This window comes from Peribacillus simplex (assembly GCF_001542915.1).
GTDB lineage: Bacteria > Bacillota > Bacilli > Bacillales > DSM-1321 > Peribacillus > Peribacillus simplex_B.
Map to the genome: position 1 here is coordinate 90080 of NZ_LNNH01000028.1, position 23637 is coordinate 113716.

At 40.7% G+C, this 23637-nt stretch carries 22 protein-coding genes; 5 read left to right on the forward strand and 17 right to left on the reverse strand.

Annotation, left to right across the window (positions count from 1 at the left end; translation table 11 throughout):
• Window positions 1-262: 262 nt before the first annotated feature.
• A complete protein-coding gene (locus AS888_RS14615; RefSeq protein ID WP_061142882.1) occupies window positions 263-2392 on the reverse strand; it encodes an ATP-dependent Clp protease ATP-binding subunit in 2130 nt (709 codons plus the stop codon).
• Window positions 2393-2858: 466 nt separating this feature from the next.
• Here AS888_RS14615 and AS888_RS26845 point away from each other — a divergent pair, with 466 nt between their 5' ends.
• Both AS888_RS26845 and AS888_RS26850 read left to right on the forward strand, forming a co-directional pair.
• The gene (locus AS888_RS26845) at window positions 2859-3203 is read left to right on the forward strand and encodes a GXWXG domain-containing protein (protein ID WP_260320219.1); all 345 of its coding nucleotides are present in this window, start codon (window positions 2859-2861) and stop codon (window positions 3201-3203) included.
• Between the two features lie 24 nt (window positions 3204-3227).
• Entirely contained in the window at window positions 3228-3404 is a 177-nt protein-coding gene (locus tag AS888_RS26850) for a DUF4334 domain-containing protein (RefSeq protein WP_260320228.1), read from the forward strand.
• Window positions 3405-3682: 278 nt separating this feature from the next.
• Here the strand turns inward: AS888_RS26850 and AS888_RS14625 are convergent, their stop codons facing one another.
• From AS888_RS14625 to AS888_RS14645, 4 genes are all read right to left on the reverse strand, one after another.
• Entirely contained in the window at window positions 3683-4126 is a 444-nt protein-coding gene (locus AS888_RS14625; protein WP_260320220.1) for a C40 family peptidase, read from the reverse strand.
• 217 nt (window positions 4127-4343) lie between these two features.
• Complete coding sequence (locus AS888_RS14630; protein ID WP_061142883.1) at window positions 4344-4970, reverse strand: metal-dependent hydrolase; 627 nt, start codon at window positions 4968-4970, stop codon at window positions 4344-4346.
• A 462-nt stretch (window positions 4971-5432) separates the two neighbouring features.
• Window positions 5433-6320 (reverse strand): hypothetical protein, encoded by an 888-nt coding sequence (locus AS888_RS14640; RefSeq protein WP_061142885.1) that lies wholly within the window; start codon window positions 6318-6320, stop codon window positions 5433-5435.
• A 241-nt stretch (window positions 6321-6561) separates the two neighbouring features.
• Window positions 6562-7446 (reverse strand): selenium metabolism-associated LysR family transcriptional regulator, encoded by an 885-nt coding sequence (locus AS888_RS14645; RefSeq protein ID WP_061142886.1) that lies wholly within the window; start codon window positions 7444-7446, stop codon window positions 6562-6564.
• A 131-nt stretch (window positions 7447-7577) separates the two neighbouring features.
• On the opposite strand from AS888_RS14645, the gene AS888_RS14650 reads away from it, so the two are divergent.
• Complete coding sequence (locus AS888_RS14650) at window positions 7578-8600, forward strand: YeiH family protein (protein WP_061142887.1); 1023 nt, start codon at window positions 7578-7580, stop codon at window positions 8598-8600.
• A 342-nt stretch (window positions 8601-8942) separates the two neighbouring features.
• Here the strand turns inward: AS888_RS14650 and AS888_RS14655 are convergent, their stop codons facing one another.
• A complete protein-coding gene (locus AS888_RS14655; protein ID WP_061142888.1) occupies window positions 8943-10631 on the reverse strand; it encodes a CocE/NonD family hydrolase in 1689 nt (562 codons plus the stop codon).
• A 309-nt stretch (window positions 10632-10940) separates the two neighbouring features.
• On the opposite strand from AS888_RS14655, the gene AS888_RS14660 reads away from it, so the two are divergent.
• Window positions 10941-11558: a TetR/AcrR family transcriptional regulator gene (locus AS888_RS14660; protein ID WP_061142889.1), complete on the forward strand. Its 618-nt coding sequence runs from the start codon at window positions 10941-10943 to the stop codon at window positions 11556-11558.
• A gap of 295 nt (window positions 11559-11853) precedes the next feature.
• Entirely contained in the window at window positions 11854-12294 is a 441-nt protein-coding gene (locus AS888_RS14665; RefSeq protein ID WP_061142890.1) for a DoxX family protein, read from the forward strand.
• A 190-nt stretch (window positions 12295-12484) separates the two neighbouring features.
• On the opposite strand, the gene speD is transcribed toward AS888_RS14665, so the two are convergent.
• The 11 genes from speD to AS888_RS14720 all read right to left on the reverse strand — a co-directional run bounded on the left by speD (window position 12485) and on the right by AS888_RS14720 (window position 23423).
• On the reverse strand, window positions 12485-13315 hold the full coding sequence (gene speD, locus AS888_RS14670) for an adenosylmethionine decarboxylase (protein ID WP_061142891.1): 831 nt from the start codon (window positions 13313-13315) through the stop codon (window positions 12485-12487).
• A gap of 186 nt (window positions 13316-13501) precedes the next feature.
• Entirely contained in the window at window positions 13502-14164 is a 663-nt protein-coding gene (locus tag AS888_RS14675; RefSeq protein ID WP_061142892.1) for an ABC transporter permease, read from the reverse strand.
• A 16-nt stretch (window positions 14165-14180) separates the two neighbouring features.
• A complete protein-coding gene (locus AS888_RS14680) occupies window positions 14181-15098 on the reverse strand; it encodes an osmoprotectant ABC transporter substrate-binding protein (protein WP_061142893.1) in 918 nt (305 codons plus the stop codon).
• Window positions 15099-15110: 12 nt separating this feature from the next.
• Entirely contained in the window at window positions 15111-15764 is a 654-nt protein-coding gene (locus AS888_RS14685; RefSeq protein WP_061142894.1) for an ABC transporter permease, read from the reverse strand.
• A gap of 12 nt (window positions 15765-15776) precedes the next feature.
• Window positions 15777-16931 carry a betaine/proline/choline family ABC transporter ATP-binding protein gene (locus AS888_RS14690; protein ID WP_061142895.1) on the reverse strand — a complete coding sequence of 385 codons (1155 nt, stop codon included), beginning with the start codon at window positions 16929-16931 and terminating at the stop codon, window positions 15777-15779.
• A gap of 196 nt (window positions 16932-17127) precedes the next feature.
• Window positions 17128-18291: an acyl-CoA dehydrogenase family protein gene (locus tag AS888_RS14695; protein ID WP_061142896.1), complete on the reverse strand. Its 1164-nt coding sequence runs from the start codon at window positions 18289-18291 to the stop codon at window positions 17128-17130.
• Between the two features lie 471 nt (window positions 18292-18762).
• Window positions 18763-20034, reverse strand: coding sequence for an MFS transporter (locus tag AS888_RS14700; protein WP_061142897.1), 1272 nt, complete (start codon window positions 20032-20034; stop codon window positions 18763-18765).
• Window positions 20035-20169: 135 nt separating this feature from the next.
• Window positions 20170-21075, reverse strand: coding sequence for a fumarylacetoacetate hydrolase family protein (locus AS888_RS14705; protein ID WP_061142898.1), 906 nt, complete (start codon window positions 21073-21075; stop codon window positions 20170-20172).
• A 46-nt stretch (window positions 21076-21121) separates the two neighbouring features.
• Window positions 21122-21895, reverse strand: coding sequence for an SDR family NAD(P)-dependent oxidoreductase (locus AS888_RS14710; RefSeq protein ID WP_061142899.1), 774 nt, complete (start codon window positions 21893-21895; stop codon window positions 21122-21124).
• A gap of 36 nt (window positions 21896-21931) precedes the next feature.
• Window positions 21932-23092: a UxaA family hydrolase gene (locus tag AS888_RS14715; protein ID WP_061142900.1), complete on the reverse strand. Its 1161-nt coding sequence runs from the start codon at window positions 23090-23092 to the stop codon at window positions 21932-21934.
• Window positions 23079-23423, reverse strand: coding sequence for a UxaA family hydrolase (locus tag AS888_RS14720; RefSeq protein ID WP_061142901.1), 345 nt, complete (start codon window positions 23421-23423; stop codon window positions 23079-23081). Before AS888_RS14720 ends, AS888_RS14715 begins: the two co-directional genes overlap by 14 nt.
• Window positions 23424-23637: the final 214 nt, after the last annotated feature.

The following is a 23637-nucleotide window of genomic DNA, read 5'->3' on the forward strand; positions in this document are numbered from 1 at the left end:
AAGTCATTCCCCCATTGAAATTCCCTTTTTAGAACAGGAATCCATTTAATGTCTATACTTATACTTATGGCCCAAAGTTTGATAACTTGCTTTACACTTTGGGTTCTCCTGACTTGATACTTTATACTCGCGATGATAGAGAACATTCTGAATTCAGATTTGTAACTTTATCATATCAATGTTTTCTTTCCAATCATAAAATAATGCTAAAAAAAATGCCTCCATAACAGTATTACGGTCTAGGAGGCATTTCTAGTACTCTTTATCGTGTTTTAATTATGTTCACACGGTCGTTTTCTACGATTGCCGTGAACTTCTTAACATCAGGCTGCTCGTATATGAAATCAGTGATTCCGTCTTCAAGCTCTTCCTGTAGGACCCTGCGAAGCGGTCTAGCACCGAATGTCGGATGATATCCCAATTCAATCAGTTTTTGTTTGGCTTCATCCGTTACGGTTAAGGATATTTCTTGTGCAGCTAATGTCTCGCCAAGTTCTTTCAGCATGATATCGACGATTTGGAGAAGGTCTTCCTTCTTCAATGCGGAAAATTCGATGATGCTATCGAACCTATTCAAGAATTCCGGCTTGAAGAAATTGCCCAATGACTGGAGGATGGAAGCCTCCTCCACTGCAGTACTTGTACCGAACCCCATGACTTTTTGTTTTTCGCCTACACCGGCGTTGCTTGTCATGATGATGACCGTGTCTTTGAAAGTAACAGTACGGCCTTGGCTGTCCGTTAACCGGCCGTCTTCCAAAATTTGCAGGAACATGTGCATAACATCTGGATGCGCCTTTTCAATCTCATCCAATAAGATGATGCTGTATGGTTTACGGCGAACCTTTTCAGTTAATTGTCCCGCTTCTTCATGACCAACATATCCAGGAGGTGAGCCAATTAACTTGGAAATACTATGTTTTTCCATGAACTCACTCATATCAAGGCGAATCATCGCTTCCTTGTCTCCAAACAATTCGTCAGCAAGGGTTTTTGCCAATTCCGTTTTACCGACTCCCGTTGGTCCAACGAAAAGGAATGAACCTGTAGGACGATTTTTCGATTTCAGCCCCGCGCGGCTTCTGCGGACGGCTTTTGCAACCTTCCTGACTGCTTCTTCCTGTCCGATGACTTTATTCATGAGTTGAGCTTGAAGGTGCACCATTTTCTCTTGCTCGTCTTCCTGTAACTTGCCTACCGGTATACCGGTTTTTTGTTCGATGATGCTCTGGATGTTTTCAATGGTAACGATTGGTTTTACAGAGTTGCTTCCTGACTGCAATAACGTTTCAAGCTTTTCTTCTTCATCTCGCAGTGTTGCCGCTTTTTCATACGCTTCTTCTTTTAGGGCCCGTTCTTTTTCTTTATAGATTTGGGCAAGACGCTCTTTCAAATCCTCTTCCTGTCCATCTTCAATCGTCAGGTTCAACTTGGAGCCGGCTTCATCCATCAAGTCAATTGCCTTATCTGGCAGAAAACGATCTTGAATGTAACGATTCGACAGCTCCACTGCCGCTTTGAGTGATTCTTCACTATAGGTAACCCCATGATATGCTTCATAGCTTTCTTTTAATCCTTTTAAAATCACTAGCGCTTCATCCGTTGTCGGCTCATCAACCTGAACCGGTTGAAAACGTCGTTCAAGTGCACCGTCTTTTTCGATTTTTCGATATTCAGACAAAGTAGTCGCGCCGACAAGTTGAAGTTCACCCCTGGCGAGTGCAGGTTTTAGAATATTCCCGGCATCCATTGATCCTTCAGCCGAACCGGCCCCGACAATTTGGTGAATCTCATCAATGAATAAAATGATGTTTTTTCTTGTCTGTAATTCACTTATCAGCTGCTTCATCCGTTCTTCGAATTGGCCCCGGATTCCGGTATTGCTGACAAGGGAAGCGACATCAAGCATATAGACCAGCTTATTTCGCAATTTAACAGGTACAGAGCCTTCGGCAATGGCAAGGGCCAGACCCTCCGCGATGGCTGTTTTACCTACCCCCGGTTCACCTATTAGAACTGGATTATTTTTATTTCGCCTATTCAGAACTTCTATCACTCGTTTTATTTCTTCATTCCTGCCGATTACCGGATCAATCAGCCCTGCTTTTGCGGCATCGGTCAAGTTGCTTCCATATTCCTCAAGCAACCTTCCTCCTTCACTTTGGTTAACAGGCTCTGGTTGAGGTGCTTCGTTATGATTAAATGGATTGAATGGGTGATGGAATCCATTGAACTGGGCTTTACCAGTATCGATTCCCCCCATTGCTGCTCCCAGCTTATTTCGTTCTTCTTTATAACAAGTGGAGCACAGTTTCACATCATGCTCCTGACCATTCATATTTAGATGGACTTGAATATTAGCTTGGTTTACATGGCATTTTTCACAAAACATGTAGTACTCCTCCTTAAAATATCGTGATTAGGAAACTTTGACCTTCTTTGACCTTATGAGTTTATTATACATTGACCTTCTTTGACTTTCAATCATTTTGTCTTCGAATATGTATCACCATTACAGGAATTATCCTCATTCCATAAAGGAGATAATGTTGGAGATCCCGAAATGTTTTGCTTAGCATATTAAATGATCGATCGAGAGTCAAATGATTCGGCCTCTTTTCGTAGGAGTATCGAAGCCATTTTTATTTATTACCCAGTCCAGTGCGACTTATAACCCACAGGCGAAAGCTAACTGTACCGAGTGAAGCAGTTCCTTAATTGGAGAAGCAGTCAGTTTGAGGTTCTAATTAGTCAAGTTTAGGTGAAAGCTATCCATTACTGAAAATGCTGCGGCAATGAGCATCAGAACAGGAAGTCACACTTCTTTGAAAAGCGAAGATAATCAGGAGGGAAAGATATTGCATGATAAGGACATTCTAAACGAGCAACTGCGAAGGGGAAGTTCACAAACTGAAGCTTTTGAATTCTTTGACCGGCTCGGGACGGTCGGCTTCGAAGAGATGAGAGGACTATGGAAAGGAGAAGAACTTAGAACTGGGCATCCAATGGATGGCTTGTTACCTGCATCGAATTGGTACGACAAGAGATTCATTAATGAAGAGCATGTCCAGCCACTTGTATTCCAAAAGGGAAATGGGGAATTGTTCGCTGGAAATCCTGGTCTCATACCGATAAGCATAAGCTATGGAAAATTTCCTGACACATTCATCACGCTTGCCATGAAAATTTTTCTCCCCCTGTAAAAAACAAAAAAAAGCTGGGCAAGGCTGAGACAGATCCAATATAGGGGAAAAGTAAGCGCAGGGATGGTTTATGATCAAAAAAGCATCATAGATCTGTTTCGGAAAGTTGACGAAGATACATTGCTTGGTGTCATGGACATCAAGGATTTTTTTCCTGACAAGTCATACTTCTTTGTGTTAAGAAGAATAAATGAACCATGAAGAATCTACGCTTTAAGATCGGTCCTATCTTTGTAATGGTACAAAACGTTTGAAGGACATCGTCAACAAATGAAGGGAATGGAAAAACCAGCTTTTACTTAAGCCTACTCATTCCGTACGCGATTAGGTTTCGATCGGTGCCAGCATCGTCGGAATTTTTGTACGAGCATTATCTAGTGGGGCATATTTCAAGGGGATAAACCAACAGATTTGAGAATGTGAACAAAAAAAAGAGACTTCATCAAGTCTCATGCTTTTCGTATTTGCTTCCATTTATATTATAAGCGTTTTGCACCGATGTATTTCGGCTTCCAATATGGATTATTGGTTTTGGCATATGACACTCCCTTAGAGGATGCGGAGTGTATGAATTGATTGTCACCTGTGTATATAGCCACGTGTGTAGGCTTTTTCGCTTTATTTGGTGCGAAGAACATTAAGTCCCCTTTTTGCAGCGTTTTAACTGACTTGCCTTTTTTATATATGTCAGCAGCCGTCCTCGGTAGATTCTTGCCAGCCTTTTGGTACGAATATTTCACTAGTCCGGAACAATCAAAACCTGATGATGAAATGCCGCCCATTTTATATTTTGTGCCCAATTCACTTTTGGCCACTTTAATCGCTTTTGTATGATATGAAGCAGCCTCGGCTTGGCTCCCTGTAAAGGTTGCTGACCCAAGCATGATAGCTAATGACAATCCGACGACAATTTTCTTGAACAATTTAATTTACCCCCTGATGTGATTTGCTAAACCTAATATACTAGAAAATGCATATCATTCGCATCACAGGATCTTTACAATTATGTTACATTTAGTAGAAATAGGTAGAATGACCAAAAATAAGCGATAAAAAAGTCGAACTTTACCTACGTTCATACTGATTCCCTTCTTCCATTAAGCCATTGAAGCAAAAAAACAGTGGTTGATTCAACCACTGTCAAAACTCCTTAGAGTAGAATGGCAAAAATAACTTTACGCCCCGTTTATTGAAAGGAAGGAATTTCATATCGGCAATTAAATGACTGATATATCCGAATAAACATGTAGTGAAAATCCCGTCAACCCCAATCGCTGCCTCGAACTGATAGGCAATGATACCAAAGAAAACAATGCCGGCAATCGAATGGGTATAACTTCTATGAGGCGTAAAGGATGCTAGAATCATATAGAGACCCAGCAGCCATAACCAATTTTCCTGTAAAGACATCCCAATGCCCAAAACCCCTAATCCGCTCAGGGTGAGCATATGCCTTTGTGTTATGAATGAGGAAATAATGATTATTCCGATCCCTGCCCCAGCACCGATCCATTTTTCCGTCTCAAAGCCTTCCAATACGCTATAAATGATCATTAAAATTCCAATGGTTTGAGCCAGGGTCCTAATGAACTTGTGTGAAAACGTAATCCTATTGCTTAACTTCCCATCAATATCCATGTCGGGCATGAGGCCGGAAACGCCCCCGATTCCTACCAAAAATAACGTGGTGGTCGGATCCGTTTGTAGTGAATGGGCCGTTAAGTATCCAACTGTTGCCCCAAGTGCCATGTGTGCTGTACCGTTCAATGTCTCTCTCCTGTTCCACTAAGAAGTTGTGTTGCCTCCAAGAAACGAATGTTTGTTCGAAGCTTAATTAATACTATACAATATTTTGAATGAAATTTCTTTATTTCTAAGAAAAAAAGCAGGAATTATCATAATTTGAAAAAAAGTGAATGTAAAGTCCCCCTATCTTCAATCCCCTTTATTTTTTTCTATAAAATTCGCCTGTTTTATGAAATTTTATCCATAATATGAATATACTAATCTATAAGGGGAGTGATTCAGATAGCTTTTTTAAATGCCTTCAATAACTTTAAAAAGGGGAAAAAGTCCAAGAAAATAAAGAACATGGATTTTCGCGAACAGCATGTCAGGAGATCGTCTGAGCTCATCGGAAACAATGTGATTGTCCAGAATATTATAAATAATCACCTTGCCAAAAAAAATAACCACTTGTAAGGTGGTTTTTTTATTTAGAGGGGCCGCTCACTTTCGATCATTTACATCATAAATGTAATGATACTGCAAGTAATAATCGTAGATGACGTTTTGCAGGACTTTAATCAGGGATTTATCGAAGGTATCGAATTCGGTTTGATAACTGTTTAAGACAGTGACGAATTGACCATCCATGTTTTCAAAATAATGCAGGAGAAAGTTTTTGTAATATTCGCTATCACTGTTGCTTTTATTCGTTATGCAAGGATCACCAGTTTCGATCGACATATCGAGCATCGCTTTGATCGACTTGGGCAGTTTTGCTTTCTTGAACTGGTTCAGCGTATAGATATCATAGGTAAAGGAAAGTCCTAATTGATTGGAATAAAAGTCTGCCGCACTGTCTAATGTGTACTTCAATGGAGTCATGAATGCCTTGCTGTTGGCAATTTCCTCCGATATCTCCAATTGATATTCCTCTGATGTCAAATGTGCGGCAAATTTCATTTTCGAGCTGCTTACGCTAAATACCTCATAAACGGCTGCATCTTGTTTTTCAATTTCAATTTCTATATTAAAAAACTTAAAGTGCTTCAATCGATAAAAAGCGATCGGTGCCAATAGAAAAAGCAAAATCCAGACAAGATACAGAAATAATGTGTTAAAAATGATTTGGTAAAATTCAGACGTGACGATCGGTTCAATGATTAACGTTATCAATGTATGTTCAAATCCTGCAGAAGCGGGAGGGATTTGGGGATGAACCGGAATGGCCGCTTCCTCTGGCTTCTTCCACGATTGGAGTGCTAAATGGCCCATCGCTACAAGTGTATAAACAAAAATTAGGATGGTGCCAATCACATATAACTTTGGCATGAAACCTATGATCCTGTCGAAAACAGAAATCCGTTTACCTTCCTGCTCCTCTATAGCCACTGTAATTGCTCCTTTTAAGAAAATTAAAATAAAGAAAAGCCAGATAGCGTCTGGGCAGTTGAGGGGAACTGCTTATTTAATTTATATGTTTGTCATTGTGTGAAAATACGTAAATATTGTTCTTTCAAGCGGCATATTCCAAAATACTTTCGACGTTTTCATTGGAATCGGAAAAAATTCGCCACAAAAAAATGCCCTTCCCCTTCATTCACAAAAAGGAGCGGACATGAATTATTTTTAGTTAACCGTTTAACGAAAATTTTTCCACCTTCTTTAAAAACATTTCCAATGCTTTTGAAGCTTCAAAGTCCAGTTTTTTAACAATGGAAAACGGTCTGATGATGGGTTCGTTTTTCAAATGAAAGGTTTTCAATTCATTGGATTTCAATTCCTTCTGGACAGTCAAGCGGGATAATAAGGCAATCCCCAGCCCTGCCATGACCGCTTCTTTCACCCCTTGGATACTGGTGAAAATAAAGCTTCGTGTCACGTTTAGCTCCAGGCTGCCGAGAAGTTTGTCTGAATATGTGCGGGTGCCCGATCCTTGCTCCCTGAGCACCCAAGTTTGATCCTGCAGCATGGAACCTTCAATGATATCCATTTGTGAAAGTGCATGCACCGGAGGAACGACGATGATCATCTCATCTTTCATGAATGGGCTGACTTCTATATCTTTATGCTCCGTCTCCCCTTCAATCAAACCTATATCGAGCTGATTTGATCGAATACCTTGAATGACTTCATTTGAATTGGAGATGATGACCTGTAAATCCACCAGCGGAAATTGGGCAGCATATTCCGCCAAGACCTTTGGAAGATAATATTCCCCGATCGTAAAACTAGCACCGATTTTCAGCGTTCCGCTAACCACGTTATTGAAATCATTAATTTCCCTTACGGCCGTCTCATAATGATTGAGCATTTGCTTCGCATGACGATATAAAATTTTACCGGGTTCCGTTATTTGGACTTGTTTCGGAGATCGATATATCAATTTCGCTCCTAACTCATTTTCCAAATTCCTGATATGAAGACTGACACCCGGCTGGGACAGGTTCAGGATTTCCCCTGCCCTGGAAAAGTTTTTTTGCTCGATTACGGTTACAAATACTCTTAAAGGATCCATGATTACCCCCTTATTCACTTATGATTTATTTTATCATAAGTAAAGCTGATTATTGAAATAGCAAAAATATATTTCACTTATCGTTAATTTCACCTTAAAGTGGAGACATCAACATAGATGGAGTGATCACCTTGGAACAAACAAAGGTAAGAACAAAAAAACGTGGATTTTCATTAGGAATCGGCTTGACCTTGTTAATTGCTATAGCAGCAAAATACTTAGCAGAGCTTCCGTTCCTTCATATAATGGGTCAGCTAGTCATTGCGATACTCATAGGAGTAACATGGAAATCCATTATGGGCGTTCCAGCATATGCAGTTGCCGGGACAAATTATTCAAGTAAAGTCCTATTGCGGTTGGGCATTATCTTGTTGGGGATGCGCTTGAACCTTAAGGATATTGTCATTGCCGGGCCGCGTACGTTTGCGGTCGGCGCCATTAGCCTGGTATTTGCTATATTAATCGTATATGGCTTGACCCGGCTTTTTAAAGTCGATAAAAAGCTCGGCCTTTTGACAGCGTGCGGAACCGGGATTTGTGGCGCTGCTGCCATTTTAGCCATTTCCACGCAGATTAAAGCAAAAGAAAAGGATACAGCCGTCGCTGTTGCGACAGTCGCGGTTTTAGGCACGACCTTCACCTTTGGGTACACGATCCTTTATCCGTTACTCGGATTATCCGATCCCGGATACGGTATATTTGCTGGAGCTACGCTTCATGAAATTGCTCACGTCATCGCTGCTGCAGCACCAGGAGGCAATGAGGCAGTGGACTTAGCGGTCATGGTCAAATTAACGAGAGTGGCCCTGCTCATCCCTGTTGCACTTTTGATTGGCTTCTTGATGAATTGGAAAGAGCGATCAACGTGTGAAAGCAAGTCTTCCTTTAAATCGATTCAGATACCGTGGTTCATAATTGGATTTTTATTAATGAGCGCCCTCAATACCTCAGGATTCGTTCCTGCTTCTGTAGCGGCAATGCTTGTAACGCTTTCTTATATCCTCATGGCCATGTCAATGGCTGGGTTAGGCTTGAACATCGACCTTCTGACTTTTAAAAAATATGGCGGAAAACCATTCGCGGCCGGTCTGATAGGCTCCATTTTATTATCGGTCCTCGGATTCGCATTGGTTCACGTTTTTCATTTGACTTGACAGGAACTAAATGGAGCAGCGTCAAGATATTGCGCGTTTACGCATTAAACAAATATCAGCTTTAAAAAGTGGATACCTTTATTGAACAGGACCTCAATTGTTAGACACAGCTGACAATAGAGGTCCTGTTTTCCGCTGAATCTATTAGTGATTGGTGCTCATCTGAGTCTACTCTATCAGTCGAATTTTAGGCGGTGCTGCTATGAAAAACCCTATACATTCCAGGAAACAGCGACGTTTTTTTATTCCAATTGTTCACATACCTTTAATGAAACAAGCCGTCTCCCCATATGGGAACGGCTTGTACAGTGATACTCTCCAATTTTGAGTTTTCGACTTTCACTATTGCTTAGGAATCACTGGTACCAAAAGGAATGAATCATACTTTCCACCGGCGTAAACCGTATGAGTCCCTTTGTTCACTGTATCGGTGTGCCCATACCCCCTTGAGCCTGTAGGGTTGTCATCGATAATTATATCGCTGCCTTTTATGACCAGCACCAGACTTTCCCCACTCTTGAGGAATATGCTTGAAGGCAATATTTCAATTTCTACCGGCACAATCTCGCCTTTATTAAGCTTCAATAATCGCTTGTGCCTAAGTACAGGCTGATAAGGAGTGGATTTCACAGGGTCCAGCTCTCTATGGGAAACCCTCAGCCATCCGCTAGCCACATGGCCGTCTTCAAGATGGTTAAAGTCGGGCAGGAACACTTCATTACCGTGTTTGTCGAACTTCTTAATGCCGACAAAAAGATCCATATCATCCGTGTCATCGGCGGAGACCCAGAGCTTAAGCTTCATATTTCCGGTGAGCTCCATGTCCTCGTCAGCAGTAAATTTAAATCTTATATCACTATTTTCTGTCTGACCAGGTTCGGCATTATAGGTAAGTCTGGTTTCGTTCTGAATGGGTGCCTGCTGCAGGGACATTTCTTCGCCATTCAGATAATGCTCAAAATATTTGGTTTGGGCTATCGGCCACTCATTCGCGGTGCGAATGTGTCCCTTATAGAATTTCTCTCTGACCTCGTAGCGTACCCGAGGCGTATCCATCCAATCATTCTCAATTCCTTTCAGGAAATAATCGAAGAACTCCTTCTGCTGTTCAAGCGATTCACGCAAATAGTAGGTTTCCCATTCCTTGCGGCCATGAACCAGCAGCCACTTGTTTTTGGATGAAGCCTGTTTAAAGCCCTCAAAGGTACCGCGGTTATGCAAGCCTTGGGTGGACCAGCTGGCACAAACAAACATGGGTACCTTGATATCGGACAATGTAACCTGTCTTTCCTCCCAGTGTTTATCGAGTAATGGATGTTCTTTTTGCGCCGCTACCATTTCTTCTATGTTGTTATTTGGCCACCTGGTATGTTGCAACTTCTCGAAATCAGCTGAGAAAACCGTTTCCGGTATTCCGCCGTGAAAGTACCATTCCCGGTACAGATCAGAAGTCCCTTCCCACGGGATGATCGCCTTCAGGTGAGACGGATTCATAGCGGCCACCCGCCACTGGGTCATGGCCAAATATGACACACCGTTTAGTCCCACATTGCCATCGCTCCACTCCTGAACGCCTGCCCATTCGATGACTTCATAATAATCTTGAGTTTCCGTTTTCGTCCAAGGATAGAGGTCACCTTCCGATTTTGAACTGCCTCGCGTTGCGATTTTAATCAATATATAATCGTTTGGCACCCAAAAACCGGGATCAGGTGACTCAAATGGGGCAAAAAGAGATGTAACGATAGTGCCTACCGATGGCCAGACTTGACGAAAAGTATCATAGGGGGGTAAGCCATCTTTATTATATGGATCCATGCTCATTACTACCGGAAACTTTCCAGGCTTATTTGGACGGAAAACATTGACGTATATGGTGACCCCATCCCGCATTTTGATAGGAACATCCTTTTCCATTATCATCTCTTGATTTCCATAATGCGCAGTAGTTATGACTATCTTGTTCAAACCTGATTTAGTGTCATTGGGATGTGTCGGTTTCAGATCAGGGCGTCCCATGAATTTATTCATTTAACATTACTTCCTCTCATTTAGACATTGTTTGCAGGAATACATAAGTTCACTTAGCCTAAAAATAGTATTTCTAACTTTGAATGAACTCTATACTTAGCTGATGCCGAATTTTGCTTAGCGAATATTTCATTAAAGGTTGGTTGTACCCCTCCTTAAGATCAAGTTATAATAACGAACAACCTGTTGTGTATTACATCTCAAATTATAAAATTTGATTAAGTTCTGTACAATCATTAAAAATCGAAATTGTGTTGGTTACGGAACACCTTTAATCATTGTGTTGGATAAAATGAAGGAGGAATTTGCTTGCGTAATAGTAATCCTGATTTACGTGTCATTCGGACGAAAGAATCAATTCGCCACGCGTTGGTAGAATTGATAAATGAAAAAGGCTTTGAAGCAATTAAGGTTAAAGACATAACCACGAGGGCGAAAATTAATAGGGGCACATTTTATGCACACTATCAAGATAAATTTGATTTAATGAATAAATGTGAAGAAGAAATTATGCTTGATATGTCCGACATAACAAAAAAGAACTTCCCAAGTGTCATTGCTGCACTTGAGACTGATTCCCAGACTTTAACGCCATTTTCCTTAACCGTTGCATTATTTGAGTATTTACATATGAATAGTGACTTTATGAAAGCAGTGTTAGGACCAAAAGGAGATTTATCCTTTCAAACAAGACTGAAAGAATTTATGTGGGAAACACTTTATGGAAATAATCCAAGTGCATTCATAAAGGAGGAAAATTTTCTCGTTCCAGGACAATATTTAGCTTCTTATATGGGAACTGCAATAATAGGGGTCATTCAACAATGGTTGGAAAGTGGCGGAAAAGAAACTCCACAAGAAATGGCTCGTATCCTAACGACCCTTACGGTAAATGGTCCTTACTATGCAGCTGGATTAAAAAAATGATTCCCAAATAAAAAGGAAATACAATTGATTAAAAAAGTTATAAAATCGGGAAAATCAAATAAATTACCATTAGTGAAGTTTTTTCACTAATAAAATGGGAGGATGAACCGTGCTAATTACTGTCTTGCAATGATTTCGAGATGCCATACATCTTGCGAATGGGAAATATAGCTGTATCATCATCATTACGACCGGCCTTGAAGTTAAAAAGCCGTAAAGTTGAGAAATCTCATTACAATCGGCTTACTTAATTGAAGATTTTCCTTGAATTTATGAAAAGCAGAGGAGAAATACTATGAAGATCCCCATTTCTAAAAGTCGTCTTTGGGTTGCGCGAGTCATGAGTGGTCTTGTTATACTATTTATGTTGTTCGATGGGATTACGAAAATACTTAAATTAAAAGTAATGGTAGATGGTACTTTGGAAATGGGATTTGCGGAACATCATGTTACAATCATTGGTTTCCTTGCCATTCTTTCAGCGGTCCTGTACACATTGCCTCCAACATCCATACTTGGTGCCATTGTATTAACCGGTTTTTTTGGTGGGGTCATTGCTTCTCATATTCGTTTAGATAACCCCTTATTTTCCCATACCTTATTCCCTGTTTATCTTGCAATATTAACTTGGGGAGGGATTTACCTTCGAGACGAGAGGTTGCAGACTATCTTTCCTATAAAGCGAAGACAATCAATTAGTGATAAAAATGACTTTAACTCTACAAAGATGGGTTGAACTTGCAATTTATTGTATCGTGAACTAACGGGGCAATAATTAGTTGGAAGTTAAAGTTTGCTCTACCCGTAGCGATTTATGAAGATCTCATTACTTCGAGCAAATGAAAAGAACATTCTAATTTTAAAACGTAAAAAACGGTAGACCAAACTCAAGCATTAGCGAGTTTGTCTACCTGCTGAAGCAATCTTTAGACGCGATTTTTCTCTTTTGGATGGGGAACATTGGCGCCATAAAAAATTTCGTCCATTTCGGTTTGGAGCCTTTCTATTATTTCCTGCCGTTCCTCCGCATTTAGCTTTTCCTCCGTATACCCGAATAAATAATTATTGATATCGAACCTTTTCAGCTTACATTTTGTATGGAAGATATTTTCCTGGTATACATTCACATCAATCATGTCATATAGTCCCTTCACTTCTTCAGGAATATAGTTTTGAATCGAATTGATATCATGATCAATGAACAATTTCTGGCCGTCCTTATCGCGCGTGAACCCTCTTACACGATAATCGATTGTGATGATGTCGGTATCGAAGGAATGGATCAGGTAGTTAAGTGCTTTAAGAGGAGATATCTCCCCACAGGTGGAAACATCGATATCAGCCCTGAAGGTGCTAATGCCTTCATTGGGGTGAAACTCAGGGTATGTATGAACGGTAATATGGCTTTTGTCCAGCTGCATGACCACATTATCCGGTAATGGACCTGGTGATTCCTCGTAAGTACCAGTCGGCACCTCGACGACAGGACCCTCTGAAACAAGGATCGTTACACTTGCGCCTTGGGGAACATAATCCTGCTTCGCCGTATTCAATACATGTGCCCCAATTAAATCCGCCACGTTATGCAATATTTTTGAAAGCCTCTCTGCATTGTACTGCTCGTCGATATAGTCCAGGTAAGCCTCTCTCTCTTCCCGGGTTTTTGTATAGCAGATGTCATACATATTAAAGCTTAACGACTTCGTCAGATTATTAAAGCCATGTAGTTCGATTCGTTGTTCTGGTGTCAGTTTCATGATCGATTCCCCTTATATATTTTTTCACTCCCCTTATAGTTACCCTTTTTCGCAAATAAAAAACTAATTATGCCTCGCTTGAAATCCATTTCCGAATTGTTGACATTGATGCCACCTTTGCATGCCAACTGAAAGGGACCGATGCATGAGCTGCATCGATCCCTTTCAGTGCTTTGTTGTTATACATCAAGCTGTATGCGTTTTTCTCTTTTTAATGGGGGAAAGTGCTCGCTCGATCCACCCAAGCAATAAATCTGAAAGGATGGCCATCAATGCCGTCGGAATCGCACCTGCCAGTATGATTGCCGTCCCATTGGAAGCGTTCGTTCCCCTGACGATGATATCGCCTAGGCCGCCTGCGCCAACGAATGTACCGACCGCAGTGACTCCAATTGCCACGACAAGTGCTGTACGTAGACCGGCCATTATGACTGATAGGGATAATGGCAGTTCAACCATTCGAAGAAGCTGGAATTTAGTCATGCCCATTGCCTTGCCGGAATCTAAATAAGCTTGTTCTATGCTTGTAATTCCAACATAAGTATTCCTCAGGATCGGCAATAGGGAATATAAAAACAATGACAAAATTACGGTATTCGTCCCTAACCCCATCACTAGCATGAGGAGAGCAAGCATTGCCAGTGCTGGTGTAGTTTGTATCACATTCGTTATCGAAAATACCCATGTACTCAATTTCTTATGCTTGGCGATGAAAATGCCTGCCGGGATGGCTATGATGGCTGCAAATAATACACCGTAAGCGGACATTAAAAAATGACGATAAAACTCAGTAAGCACATACATCCAGTTTTGGGAATAATACGTTCCCAGCTGTTGTAAGGTTTCCATTCATTAGCACCTCCCGTTATTCAAAATAGTGATGAGCTTTAAGGAATTCCGTTGCCACGACGGATGGTTCTTTTAAGTTTCCATCCACTTCATAGTTCAGCTCCTGCATCGTTTCGGTATTAATTTCACCTATTAACTTATTAAGCTCGTCTTCGATCTGCGGGTAACGCTTCAATAATTCTCCCGTGACCACAGGTGAACAGTCATAAGGGGGGAAATAGTGTTTGTCATCTTCTAAAAGCTTCAAATCATTGACCTTGATACGGCCATCCGAAGAGTATGCAAGGACTATATCCATCTGTCCACTTTTGACGGCATCGTATACCAAACCAATCTGCATCGGGTATGTTTCGCCAAATTCCAAGCCATATGTATCGACGAATCCTTTATATCCGTCCCCTTTTCTTTTCAGCCAAGCACTATCGACACCCAATCTAAGCTCACCAGCATCGTTCATTAAATCAGATATTTTCTCATAGCCTTTTTTCTCGGCAAGGTCATTTGAAATTGTAAAGGCATAGGTGTTATCGAATCCATAAGAATCGAAAAATTTAAATCCATATTGTTTCTTGAATTCCCTTTGAACGATTTTCATTGCTTTTTCTGGATCTTTTTCAATTTCCTGTCCCAGAACACTTGTTAAATCCGTACCTGTATAACGAGTTGCGGCAATGTCGATATCTCCTGTTTCCATCGCTTTTTGCTGAACAAAGTTAGAACCTAAATTTTTGATGATTTTCGTATCGAGGTCCGTATTTCGTTCAAGGAGTTGAGCGATCATGTTTGCCAGGATTTCGGATTCCGTCATACTTTGAGCACCGATCTTCACCGTAGTTTCTGAAGAAGAACCCAATCCAGGCAAAGAACAGCCACTGATGACCAAAGTACAAGCCAACAGGGCGATTATCATTGAAGTTTTTATTTTGTTATGCATTGGTATTCCTCCTCAAGCAGCTTCCTTCATTCCCTTTAATCCTTTAGGAACGACTTTTCGTTCTATGATCGAGAATACATAATCGACCACGATGGCCATGATAATGACTGGCACTGCACCAGCGATGATATATTCTGTTTGGTATAAATTCAAACCGATGAAAATGTAATCCCCGAGTCCTCCGCCTCCGATGAAGGAAGCCAAGGTGGCCCAACCTATTAAATAGACGGAAGCGGTGCGAATCCCTGCCATGATGACGGATAAGGCAAGCGGAAATTCAACAAGGCGGATCCGCTCCCAGCTGGTCATCCCGATGCCCCGCCCGGATTCCAGCAAATTTTCATTTACTCCTTTGATGCCTGTATATGTATTCCTGAGTATGGGTAAAACAGAATAGAAAAATAAGGCAATAATTGCGGGTGTCTTCCCTACCCCGAGGAAAGGAATGAAAAAGGCAAGTACTGCAAGACTCGGCAGCGTCTGCATAATATTAGCAATCCCGATTATAAAGGAAGCGCTCCTTTTCATGCGAGTCAGCAGAATGCCAAGGGGGACGGCAATAATTATTCCAAGAAACACGGCGATCAAAGATATGTATAAATGTTCCCATGCCTTAAAAATCAATTCTTGCCAGTTCGTTTGTAAAAAATCAAGCAAAGTTTCCATCTTATACACCTCCTAGAACATTTCAACCATTTCAGCTATTTGACTTTCTTCCTCTCCCCAGATGCTGTCATATACAATATCGACTAGTGTTGCCCTGGTGACAATTCCGACCAGGCGTTTATTGTGATCAACTACCGGCACATATTTGAATCCCCGTTTCAGGATCTTTTGAACCGAATCACGGATTAAAGAATCTTGTTTCACTGAATATACTTCTGTATTAATCACTTCACTTATGAATGTAGCTTTTTTACGGTATTCACTGATCGTTTCTACATCCACGTAGCCCTTCAACATATTTTGCTCATCGACCACAAGTAAGGAATCCACCCTTTTCTCGCGCATGATCTTGATGGCATCGGTAAGAGACTTTTCCTCTGTAATGGATATCGGATTACGACTCATGATTTGTTCCACCAACTCAACATAAGGTCTTGTTTGAAGCAATCGATCTTTTCCTATGAACTCTTCGACGAATTCATTCACTGGGTTTCTGAGTATTTCATCCGGTGTCCCCACTTGAACGATTTCCCCACCCTTCAAAATGACAATCCGGTCGGCTAGCTTAATTGCTTCATCCATGTCGTGAGTCACGAAAACGATGGTTTTGTTCAGTGTACGCTGGAGATTTTTAAATTCTTCCTGTAGGGCATCGCGGGTTATCGGATCGAGTGCACCGAATGGTTCATCCATTAAAATAAGAGGTGGATTGGAAGCAAGTGCTCTCAGCACGCCAATTCTTTGCTGCTGCCCGCCGCTCAGTTCGTGTGGATACCTTTCTAAATATTCAGGGCCCATATCGACAAGCTGAAGCAATTCAAGTGCACGTTCTTTTTTTCGCTGTTCCTCCCATTTAAGAAGTTTTGGAACGAGCGTGATATTTTCCAGAATCGTCATATGTGGGAAAAGTCCGATTTGCTGAATGACGTACCCAATTTCCCTTCTTAATTGAACCGGGTCTTTATCCATTATATTTTCACCATTTATCAGGATCTGACCTTCTGACGGTTCAATTAGACGGTTAATCATTTTCATGGTTGTCGTTTTACCACAGCCACTTGGACCAATGAAGCAAATGAACTCTCCTTTTTTTATGTCCAGTGATATATTCTTTACAGCCTTCTTGCCTCCCTTATAGATTTTTGATACATTCTCGATTTTTAACATAACAAGCACCTCCATCATTCGTAAACAATTACAAATTTTACAAAAATATTACCTTTTATATGCACAGTCTGTTATACCCAGACAGTAAATCTCTTAAACATTTAAAGTGTAAATTTCTAGTTCTTTGTATTTATATGAAAAAATGGAATAAAAAAACTGCCCTTTTAAAAAGGCAGTTAGTAGATTCTAATTAAGATCATGCATCCAACTCGTTTGGATTGGCAAAGAGGTTTTTTATGATGTCAGTTGGCCCTTTACGGGTTGAAAACACGGAAATGTCCCGATGACGCCTGATAATCTTATCGTCACTCCTATGTCCGTACCCATCATGTACCTGCATGCACCTGTCAGATATTCGTTTGGACATTTTTGTGATCCAATATTCAGCCATCGAGACCTGAGTGATGATATTCTCCCCATCCATATGTTTACATATCAAATCATCGACTAACGTACTGCCCACTTGAATATCTGTCGCTATTTCAGCAAACGTAGACCTCGTTTTTGGACATTGGCTAATGTTCTTATTAAAGGTTTTGCCTTCTTTTACATATCCTTTCGTCAAATGGTACATTTCTTTTGCTGCCATTAACGATTTAAGCGCACACATAAGGCTTTCCTGCTGTGAATTTTGATTGATATAGGATAGCCCTTTCCCTTCCTCCCCAAGGATGCTTTCGAGTGGTACTGCAGCGTCATCAAAAAAAAGGTCGGCTGTTTCCAGACCATTCCTGCCATCCTTAACAAGCTTCCTGCCCATTGTCAATCCCGGAGTATCTTTGTCCACCAGCAGCAAACTGATACCGTCAAGACCGACTCCAAAATCGTTTTTACAGGCTACTATCATTAAGTCGGCCCTATAACCGTTCGTAATGAAGGTTTTTGCTCCCGTGATTCGATAATACCCATCTTTTTTGACGGCAGTGGTTTGCTCAGGACACGCATCCTGCTCTGAAAGAGCATAAGCAGATAACAGTTCACCTGACCTGAGTCCAGGTAAAAACCTATGTTTTTGATCAATTGTTCCGAATGAAGCAATATAGCGGGCCACAACATCTGAATCAATGAATATTCCTGCCAAGCCAGATCTGATTCTTTCCAATTCCTCTGCCACTACAACTGAATAGGCAAAGTCTGCTCCGGATCCACCGAATTCCACATCAAGCCATGGACTTAAAAATCCATTATCCCCCATTTTCTTTCGAAATGAGCGTGGTATTTCCCCCTCTTTTTCCCATTGATGATAATGGGGAACAGCCTCATTATCAAGAAATTCACGAAATGACCGTCGAAATAATAAGTGTTCTTTCGTGAAGAAGGAACGTGATTCATCCTTATTGACCGCCATCGTGTTAACCATAAGTTAACCTCCATTCACAAATGATTTGGTTTGGCATGCATGCAAAATAATATGATAGTACACAGGCCTGCTCAAAGACAAAGATGATCAATGCATGTAAGCGGTTACGAAAAAAATCAAATCTTCAAACTGCAAAAACGGCCCACACTATTCAAGTTCAACAAAAGTATAAAATTCCCTTTTATAAAACGATTATTTACCATTTGAAAATCATTTGTGTATCGGATAATTCCTAGGAAGGTACTTGAGTCTTACTTACTTGTTTTTAGATTGGTTTTATTCGTATATTCTAACGAGGTTATTTTTAAAATATTTATAAAGGTAAATAAACCTTGCCTCTTCGGTAAATTACCTGCCTGATGCCCTAAACGGTTAATATATCTCCCTTTTTTTACAGCTTTAATTTATTGCCGCAATAACTCACCTACTATTAAACCTTTTATTTGTCTAATACCCTGGAGTTCATTCACTTTATCTTAAATCCAATTGGTTGTTAATGTTTAACACTTCCAAATTAATCGGTTTTACATACCGTATTACCGCCAATGATGCGAAAATTGCTAAACTACCCGCTAATAGAAATGCTGCTGTATAGGTTCCAGATACTTGAACAAGGTATCCTGTTACCGTTGGACCAAGTATTCCAGCCGTATTGGCTAAGAAGTGCATGAAACCTCCGACCGAACCAACATTTTGTGGATCTACAACGTCCTGAACGATCGCCCAGTAAATGGATCCGGTTAAATACAAGAACAAAACTGATGAAGCCACTAAACTTACAGCTCCTATAGTTGTGGTCACAATTCCTGCAAGTCCAATACACAAAGCAGAAATAAACAAACATGTGACTAATACAACCTTACGAGAAAATAATATTCCTTTTCCAGAGAACTTCTTGTATACAAAATCCGATAAATATCCGCCTGAAGCTAATCCAATAAAACCCAATATCCATGGGATGACTGTAACGATGCTCATTTCCTTGACATTTAATCCATGAGTATCTATTAAATAGCTAGGAAACCAAGTTAAAAAGAAAAAGAGAATATATGAATAAGCAAAATAAGCAAAGGATGTAAATAAAACTGTTTTTTGTTTTAAATAATAACTTAATTGAATTTTTTTATTTGAGGAGACTTTATTAACATATTGTTGATTACTTGGAGTAGTAACATTATCTGCAGGTCCTTCTTTACTGAATAACCACCAAGCTATCGCCCAGGCAAAGCCGAGCAGCATGATTATGATGAAAGATATTCTCCAACCAAAACTGAGTGCTATTATACCGACAATGGGTCCTGCAATCGCTCCCCCTAATGGAGTACCGCTATTGGCTAAGCCAATAGCACCTGCCCGTTTGTCAGCTGGAAACCAATTATTAATCATCTTGTTTATTGTGGCAGATAATGGTCCTTCCCCCATTCCAAAAAACACACGAATAATAATTAAACTAGCTAGTCCAAATGCTAAAGCGATTGCACCGCTAAATATGGACCAAACAATCATGGCGACAAATAGCGTCAGTTTAGCGCCATAACGATCCGAAGCCATTCCTCCAAGAAAGTTGAACACCGCATAACCAACAGAAAAACTGCTAAAGACTATACCCATTTGCGTAGGTGTTAAATTTAACTCAGCTTGTATAAAAGGCGCAGCAATCGAGAGTGCGGATCTGTCCAAATAATTAATAACACCTGCTAAGAAAAGCAAAATCATAATAGAAGTCCTACCCTTTGATAACATATTCTCCCCCCTTAAAGTAAGCCATGGATATACTGACAAAGAGCAGGTTCACCGAAGAATGAAGCCTGCCCGAAATCATTAGTAGGCGATTTGATGTTGCATCAAAATCATCACGCTGGCAGGAAATTCATGTTTTTATTGCAGATTCTTTTCTTCAATAAATGTATTTGTTAATACTCCCAGCTTTTCAATTTCAACGGAAACGACATCGCCAGGCTTTATATAAGTTTGTTTTTCTTCGGGATAGCCCAAGATTACCCCCTCCGGTGTTCCTGTCAGAATGATATCTCCTGGAATTAAGGTCATATGATTGGAAATATAACTTACCATTTGGGCAACAGTAAAAATCATGTCCGACGTATTAGAATTCTGACGCACTTCTCCGTTTACCAATGTTTTTATACTCAAATTCTGTGGATCTCCCACTTCTTCAGCCGTTACTAAATAGGGACCCATTGGGCTGAAATCATCACATGTTTTTCCAAGCAGCCATTGCGGTGTCTTAAACTGTAAATCCCTTGCGGACAAATCATTCACCGGACAATACCCAAACACATGCTCGAGGGCATTCTCTTGTGAAACGAATTTTGCTTTCTTTCCAACGACAACACCCAGTTCCACCTCATAGTCTAACTTTTCTGTTACTGCGGGTACGGCAATCTCACATAGATGGCCTGTTAGTGTATTGTTAAACTTGTTAAATAGAATCGGAACTTCCGGATAAGCTGCATTGGTTTCATCTGCATGTTTACGGTAATTAAGCCCCACACAAATGATTTTATTAGGCTGGGTCACACAAGGCTCCCACTCTATATCCTTTTCATTCAAAACATAGGTTTCAGCGTTATATACATCAGGGTTGGTTACTAATCTTCCTAATGCAGCCAGTGCTGTTTGTCCGCCTTCGATGACTTCCATGATATTCGTCGGTACGCTTTCCCCTCCAATAACGGATAATGCAGATACTACATCAACAATACCATTATCCACTTTCACCCCAAGAGATTGTTTGCCATTTTTCTTGAAAGTTAATAACTTCAAAATGATCCTCCTCATATCCTTTTAAATTTTTTGTATCTCTTTGCTCTCATGCATTTTTTCCGAAGACGACACCACCGTCCATATAAAGCGGGGAGCCCATCATAAACTTAGATTCATCGGATGCTAAAAATAAAGCCGCTTTTGCAACATCTTCCGGTTTTCCGAGATCACCGCTTAATTGGCGAGTTTTTATATGTTCCACCGCTTCTTCCGGATTATCGTAAGAGGTTTGCAAATACTTTTCCACAAATGGCGTGAAAATCGTTCCCGGCAACAACGCATTTACACGAATTTTATAAGGTGCGTAATCGACCTGCATGGATTTTGTAAGTGCCAAAACCGCTCCTTTTGTAGCAGCATAAGAGGCTCTGCGCGCTAAGCCAATTTCAGCGATACATGATGACATATTGATGATGGAGCCATTTTTTCTCTCCATCATGTGCGGCAAGACATATTTACTTGGCAGGTAAACTCCTTTAATATTTACACTGATTACCCTATCCCAGTCGTCGGGTTCGATTTCATGCAGTTCGCCTATACCGCTAATGCCGGCATTATTGAAAAGAACATCAATCCTGGAATATTTTCCAACTACCTGTTGAACCATTTCTTTAACAGAATCGGCATCCGTGACGTCAGCATGAATAAAGGTCGCTTCCCCGCCTGATGAAGTGATTTCTCCTACTGCTTGGTTCCCATTTTTTTCATCAAGGTCATTCACGATGATAGTGGCCCCTTCTTTTGCAAAAAGTAACGCCGTACTTTTTCCGATGCCAGAGCCCGAACCAGTGATCAATACAATTTTCCCTTGCAATCTCATCACACTCACACCTTTCGTATCACTAAATTTTGCTTCTTATAGGCTAATGCCGATTCGATTGATACTAAACTCCTGATGACCGAGAATTTCTGCTTTTGTTAAACTACCCGATGATATGTCCACAATCTCATCAAAAATCCGCTTTCCAGCCTGGTCTAACGTTTCTTTTCCTTGCAGCACACTGCTTATATCCATGTCAATATTATCGTTCATCCGTTTTCCGGTTAGCTCATTTCCAGTAATTTTAATGACTGGAAGAATCGGGTTTCCTGTAGGAGTCCCACGGCCGGTTGTAAAGCAAACAACTTGTACCCCGGCAGCTGCCATGCCAGAAACACACTCGATATCATTTCCTGGTGAATCCATAAAGTAATAACCTTTTCCAGGGATGGATTGCGCGTACTCCACTACCCCTTGTAAAGGTGATGTTCCTGCTTTACTAATACACCCTAGCGATTTCTCTTCAATGCTTGAAAGTCCACCTTCAATATTTCCCGGGCTTGGATTGCCACCGCGCATATCGACACCCATGCGCTCGATTTCTTTTTCAAACCTCTCAACATACGAATATAGTTTGTGACGAATGTCATCGGAAACGGCTTTTTCAGCTACAATATGCTCTGCGCCAATAATTTCCGTTGTTTCCCCCATGACAATGCATCCTCCTTCGCTGATGATCAAGTCTGAGGCCTTACCTAAAGCAGGATTACTGCATAATCCAGAAGTTGAGTCAGATCCTCCGCATTTCACCCCGACAATGATCTCAGACAAAGAAATGTCTTCCTTAGGGATTTGTTGAATATCCATGACAAGTTTACGAGCTGAATCTATTCCTTTTTGAATTGTTTTAACTGAGCCTCCTTCATATTGTATATCCAACCAGATGACGGGCTTGCCAGTCTCTCTTATTTCATCGCGAATTTGGTCTGCTTTCATCACTTCGCAGCCAAGGCTTACGATCAATACCGCTCCGACGTTGGGGTTTTTCCCCATTCCCACGAGTACTTGATGTGTTCTTTCTTTATCATCCCCTACTTGGCTGCAGCCATGTTGATGAGGAATCGCAACTGTTCCCGGCACTTGCTGCTGAATTCTGTTTACCACCTGATTTGCACAAACAACAGTAGGCAATAATAAAACATGATTTCGTATACCTACCTTTCCGTCTGTTCTGCGATAACCTTTAAATAATGTCATTAGAATCCCTCCTACTCCCTGCTTTTTGATCCCCGCGTCCTCGAATGCCTTCAATATTATGAACATGTACATGTTCTCCTTCATCAATACCTTCGGTTGCGGCTCCGATTGATTCGCCATACTTAATAATTCGCTCTCCTTTTTTAACCGGACGAATCGCAACTTTGTGACAGAATTTCACATCTTGCTGAACGATTATGTTATGACTAATTCCGTTAAGGTTAAAAGAAAGGTTTTCCCCCGCTTTGACATCACAAAGTAAGGTCGCCACATTGTCCTTGGAATCCATGACAATACAAGAAACACCCGTTTTAAAAGAATTTTCACTCATCTATTCACACCTCACAATCATTCATTTTTTAATAAGAAACGAACCGTACTCATCCAATATTTTACATAAAACAGAGTACTTGCAAAGAAAAATGGTAGAATCCCGACGAAATTTCGTCCATAATAGCTTCACAGCTGTAGGGTCATAGGGATAAAATAATATTGAATTAAATTTTTTATAATTCTAAATTTTCAGACTCAATTCCCCATAGGAA

Excerpts from the sequence above, each read along its gene's own strand:
- AS888_RS14615 (WP_061142882.1), bottom strand. The coding sequence starts at position 2,392 with ATGTTTTGTGAAAAATGCCATGTAAACCAAGCTAATATTCAAGTCCAT.
- AS888_RS14645 (WP_061142886.1), bottom strand. The coding sequence starts at position 7,446 with ATGGATCCTTTAAGAGTATTTGTAACCGTAATCGAGCAAAAAAACTTT.
- AS888_RS14655 (WP_061142888.1), bottom strand. The coding sequence starts at position 10,631 with ATGAATAAATTCATGGGACGCCCTGATCTGAAACCGACACATCCCAAT.
- AS888_RS14665 (WP_061142890.1), top strand. The coding sequence starts at position 11,854 with ATGAAGATCCCCATTTCTAAAAGTCGTCTTTGGGTTGCGCGAGTCATG.
- speD (WP_061142891.1), bottom strand. The coding sequence starts at position 13,315 with ATGAAACTGACACCAGAACAACGAATCGAACTACATGGCTTTAATAAT.
- AS888_RS14675 (WP_061142892.1), bottom strand. The coding sequence starts at position 14,164 with ATGGAAACCTTACAACAGCTGGGAACGTATTATTCCCAAAACTGGATG.
- AS888_RS14680 (WP_061142893.1), bottom strand. The coding sequence starts at position 15,098 with ATGCATAACAAAATAAAAACTTCAATGATAATCGCCCTGTTGGCTTGT.
- AS888_RS14685 (WP_061142894.1), bottom strand. The coding sequence starts at position 15,764 with ATGGAAACTTTGCTTGATTTTTTACAAACGAACTGGCAAGAATTGATT.
- AS888_RS14690 (WP_061142895.1), bottom strand. The coding sequence starts at position 16,931 with ATGTTAAAAATCGAGAATGTATCAAAAATCTATAAGGGAGGCAAGAAG.
- AS888_RS14695 (WP_061142896.1), bottom strand. The coding sequence starts at position 18,291 with ATGGTTAACACGATGGCGGTCAATAAGGATGAATCACGTTCCTTCTTC.
- AS888_RS14700 (WP_061142897.1), bottom strand. The coding sequence starts at position 20,034 with ATGTTATCAAAGGGTAGGACTTCTATTATGATTTTGCTTTTCTTAGCA.
- AS888_RS14710 (WP_061142899.1), bottom strand. The coding sequence starts at position 21,895 with ATGAGATTGCAAGGGAAAATTGTATTGATCACTGGTTCGGGCTCTGGC.
- AS888_RS14715 (WP_061142900.1), bottom strand. The coding sequence starts at position 23,092 with ATGACATTATTTAAAGGTTATCGCAGAACAGACGGAAAGGTAGGTATA.
- AS888_RS14720 (WP_061142901.1), bottom strand. The coding sequence starts at position 23,423 with ATGAGTGAAAATTCTTTTAAAACGGGTGTTTCTTGTATTGTCATGGAT.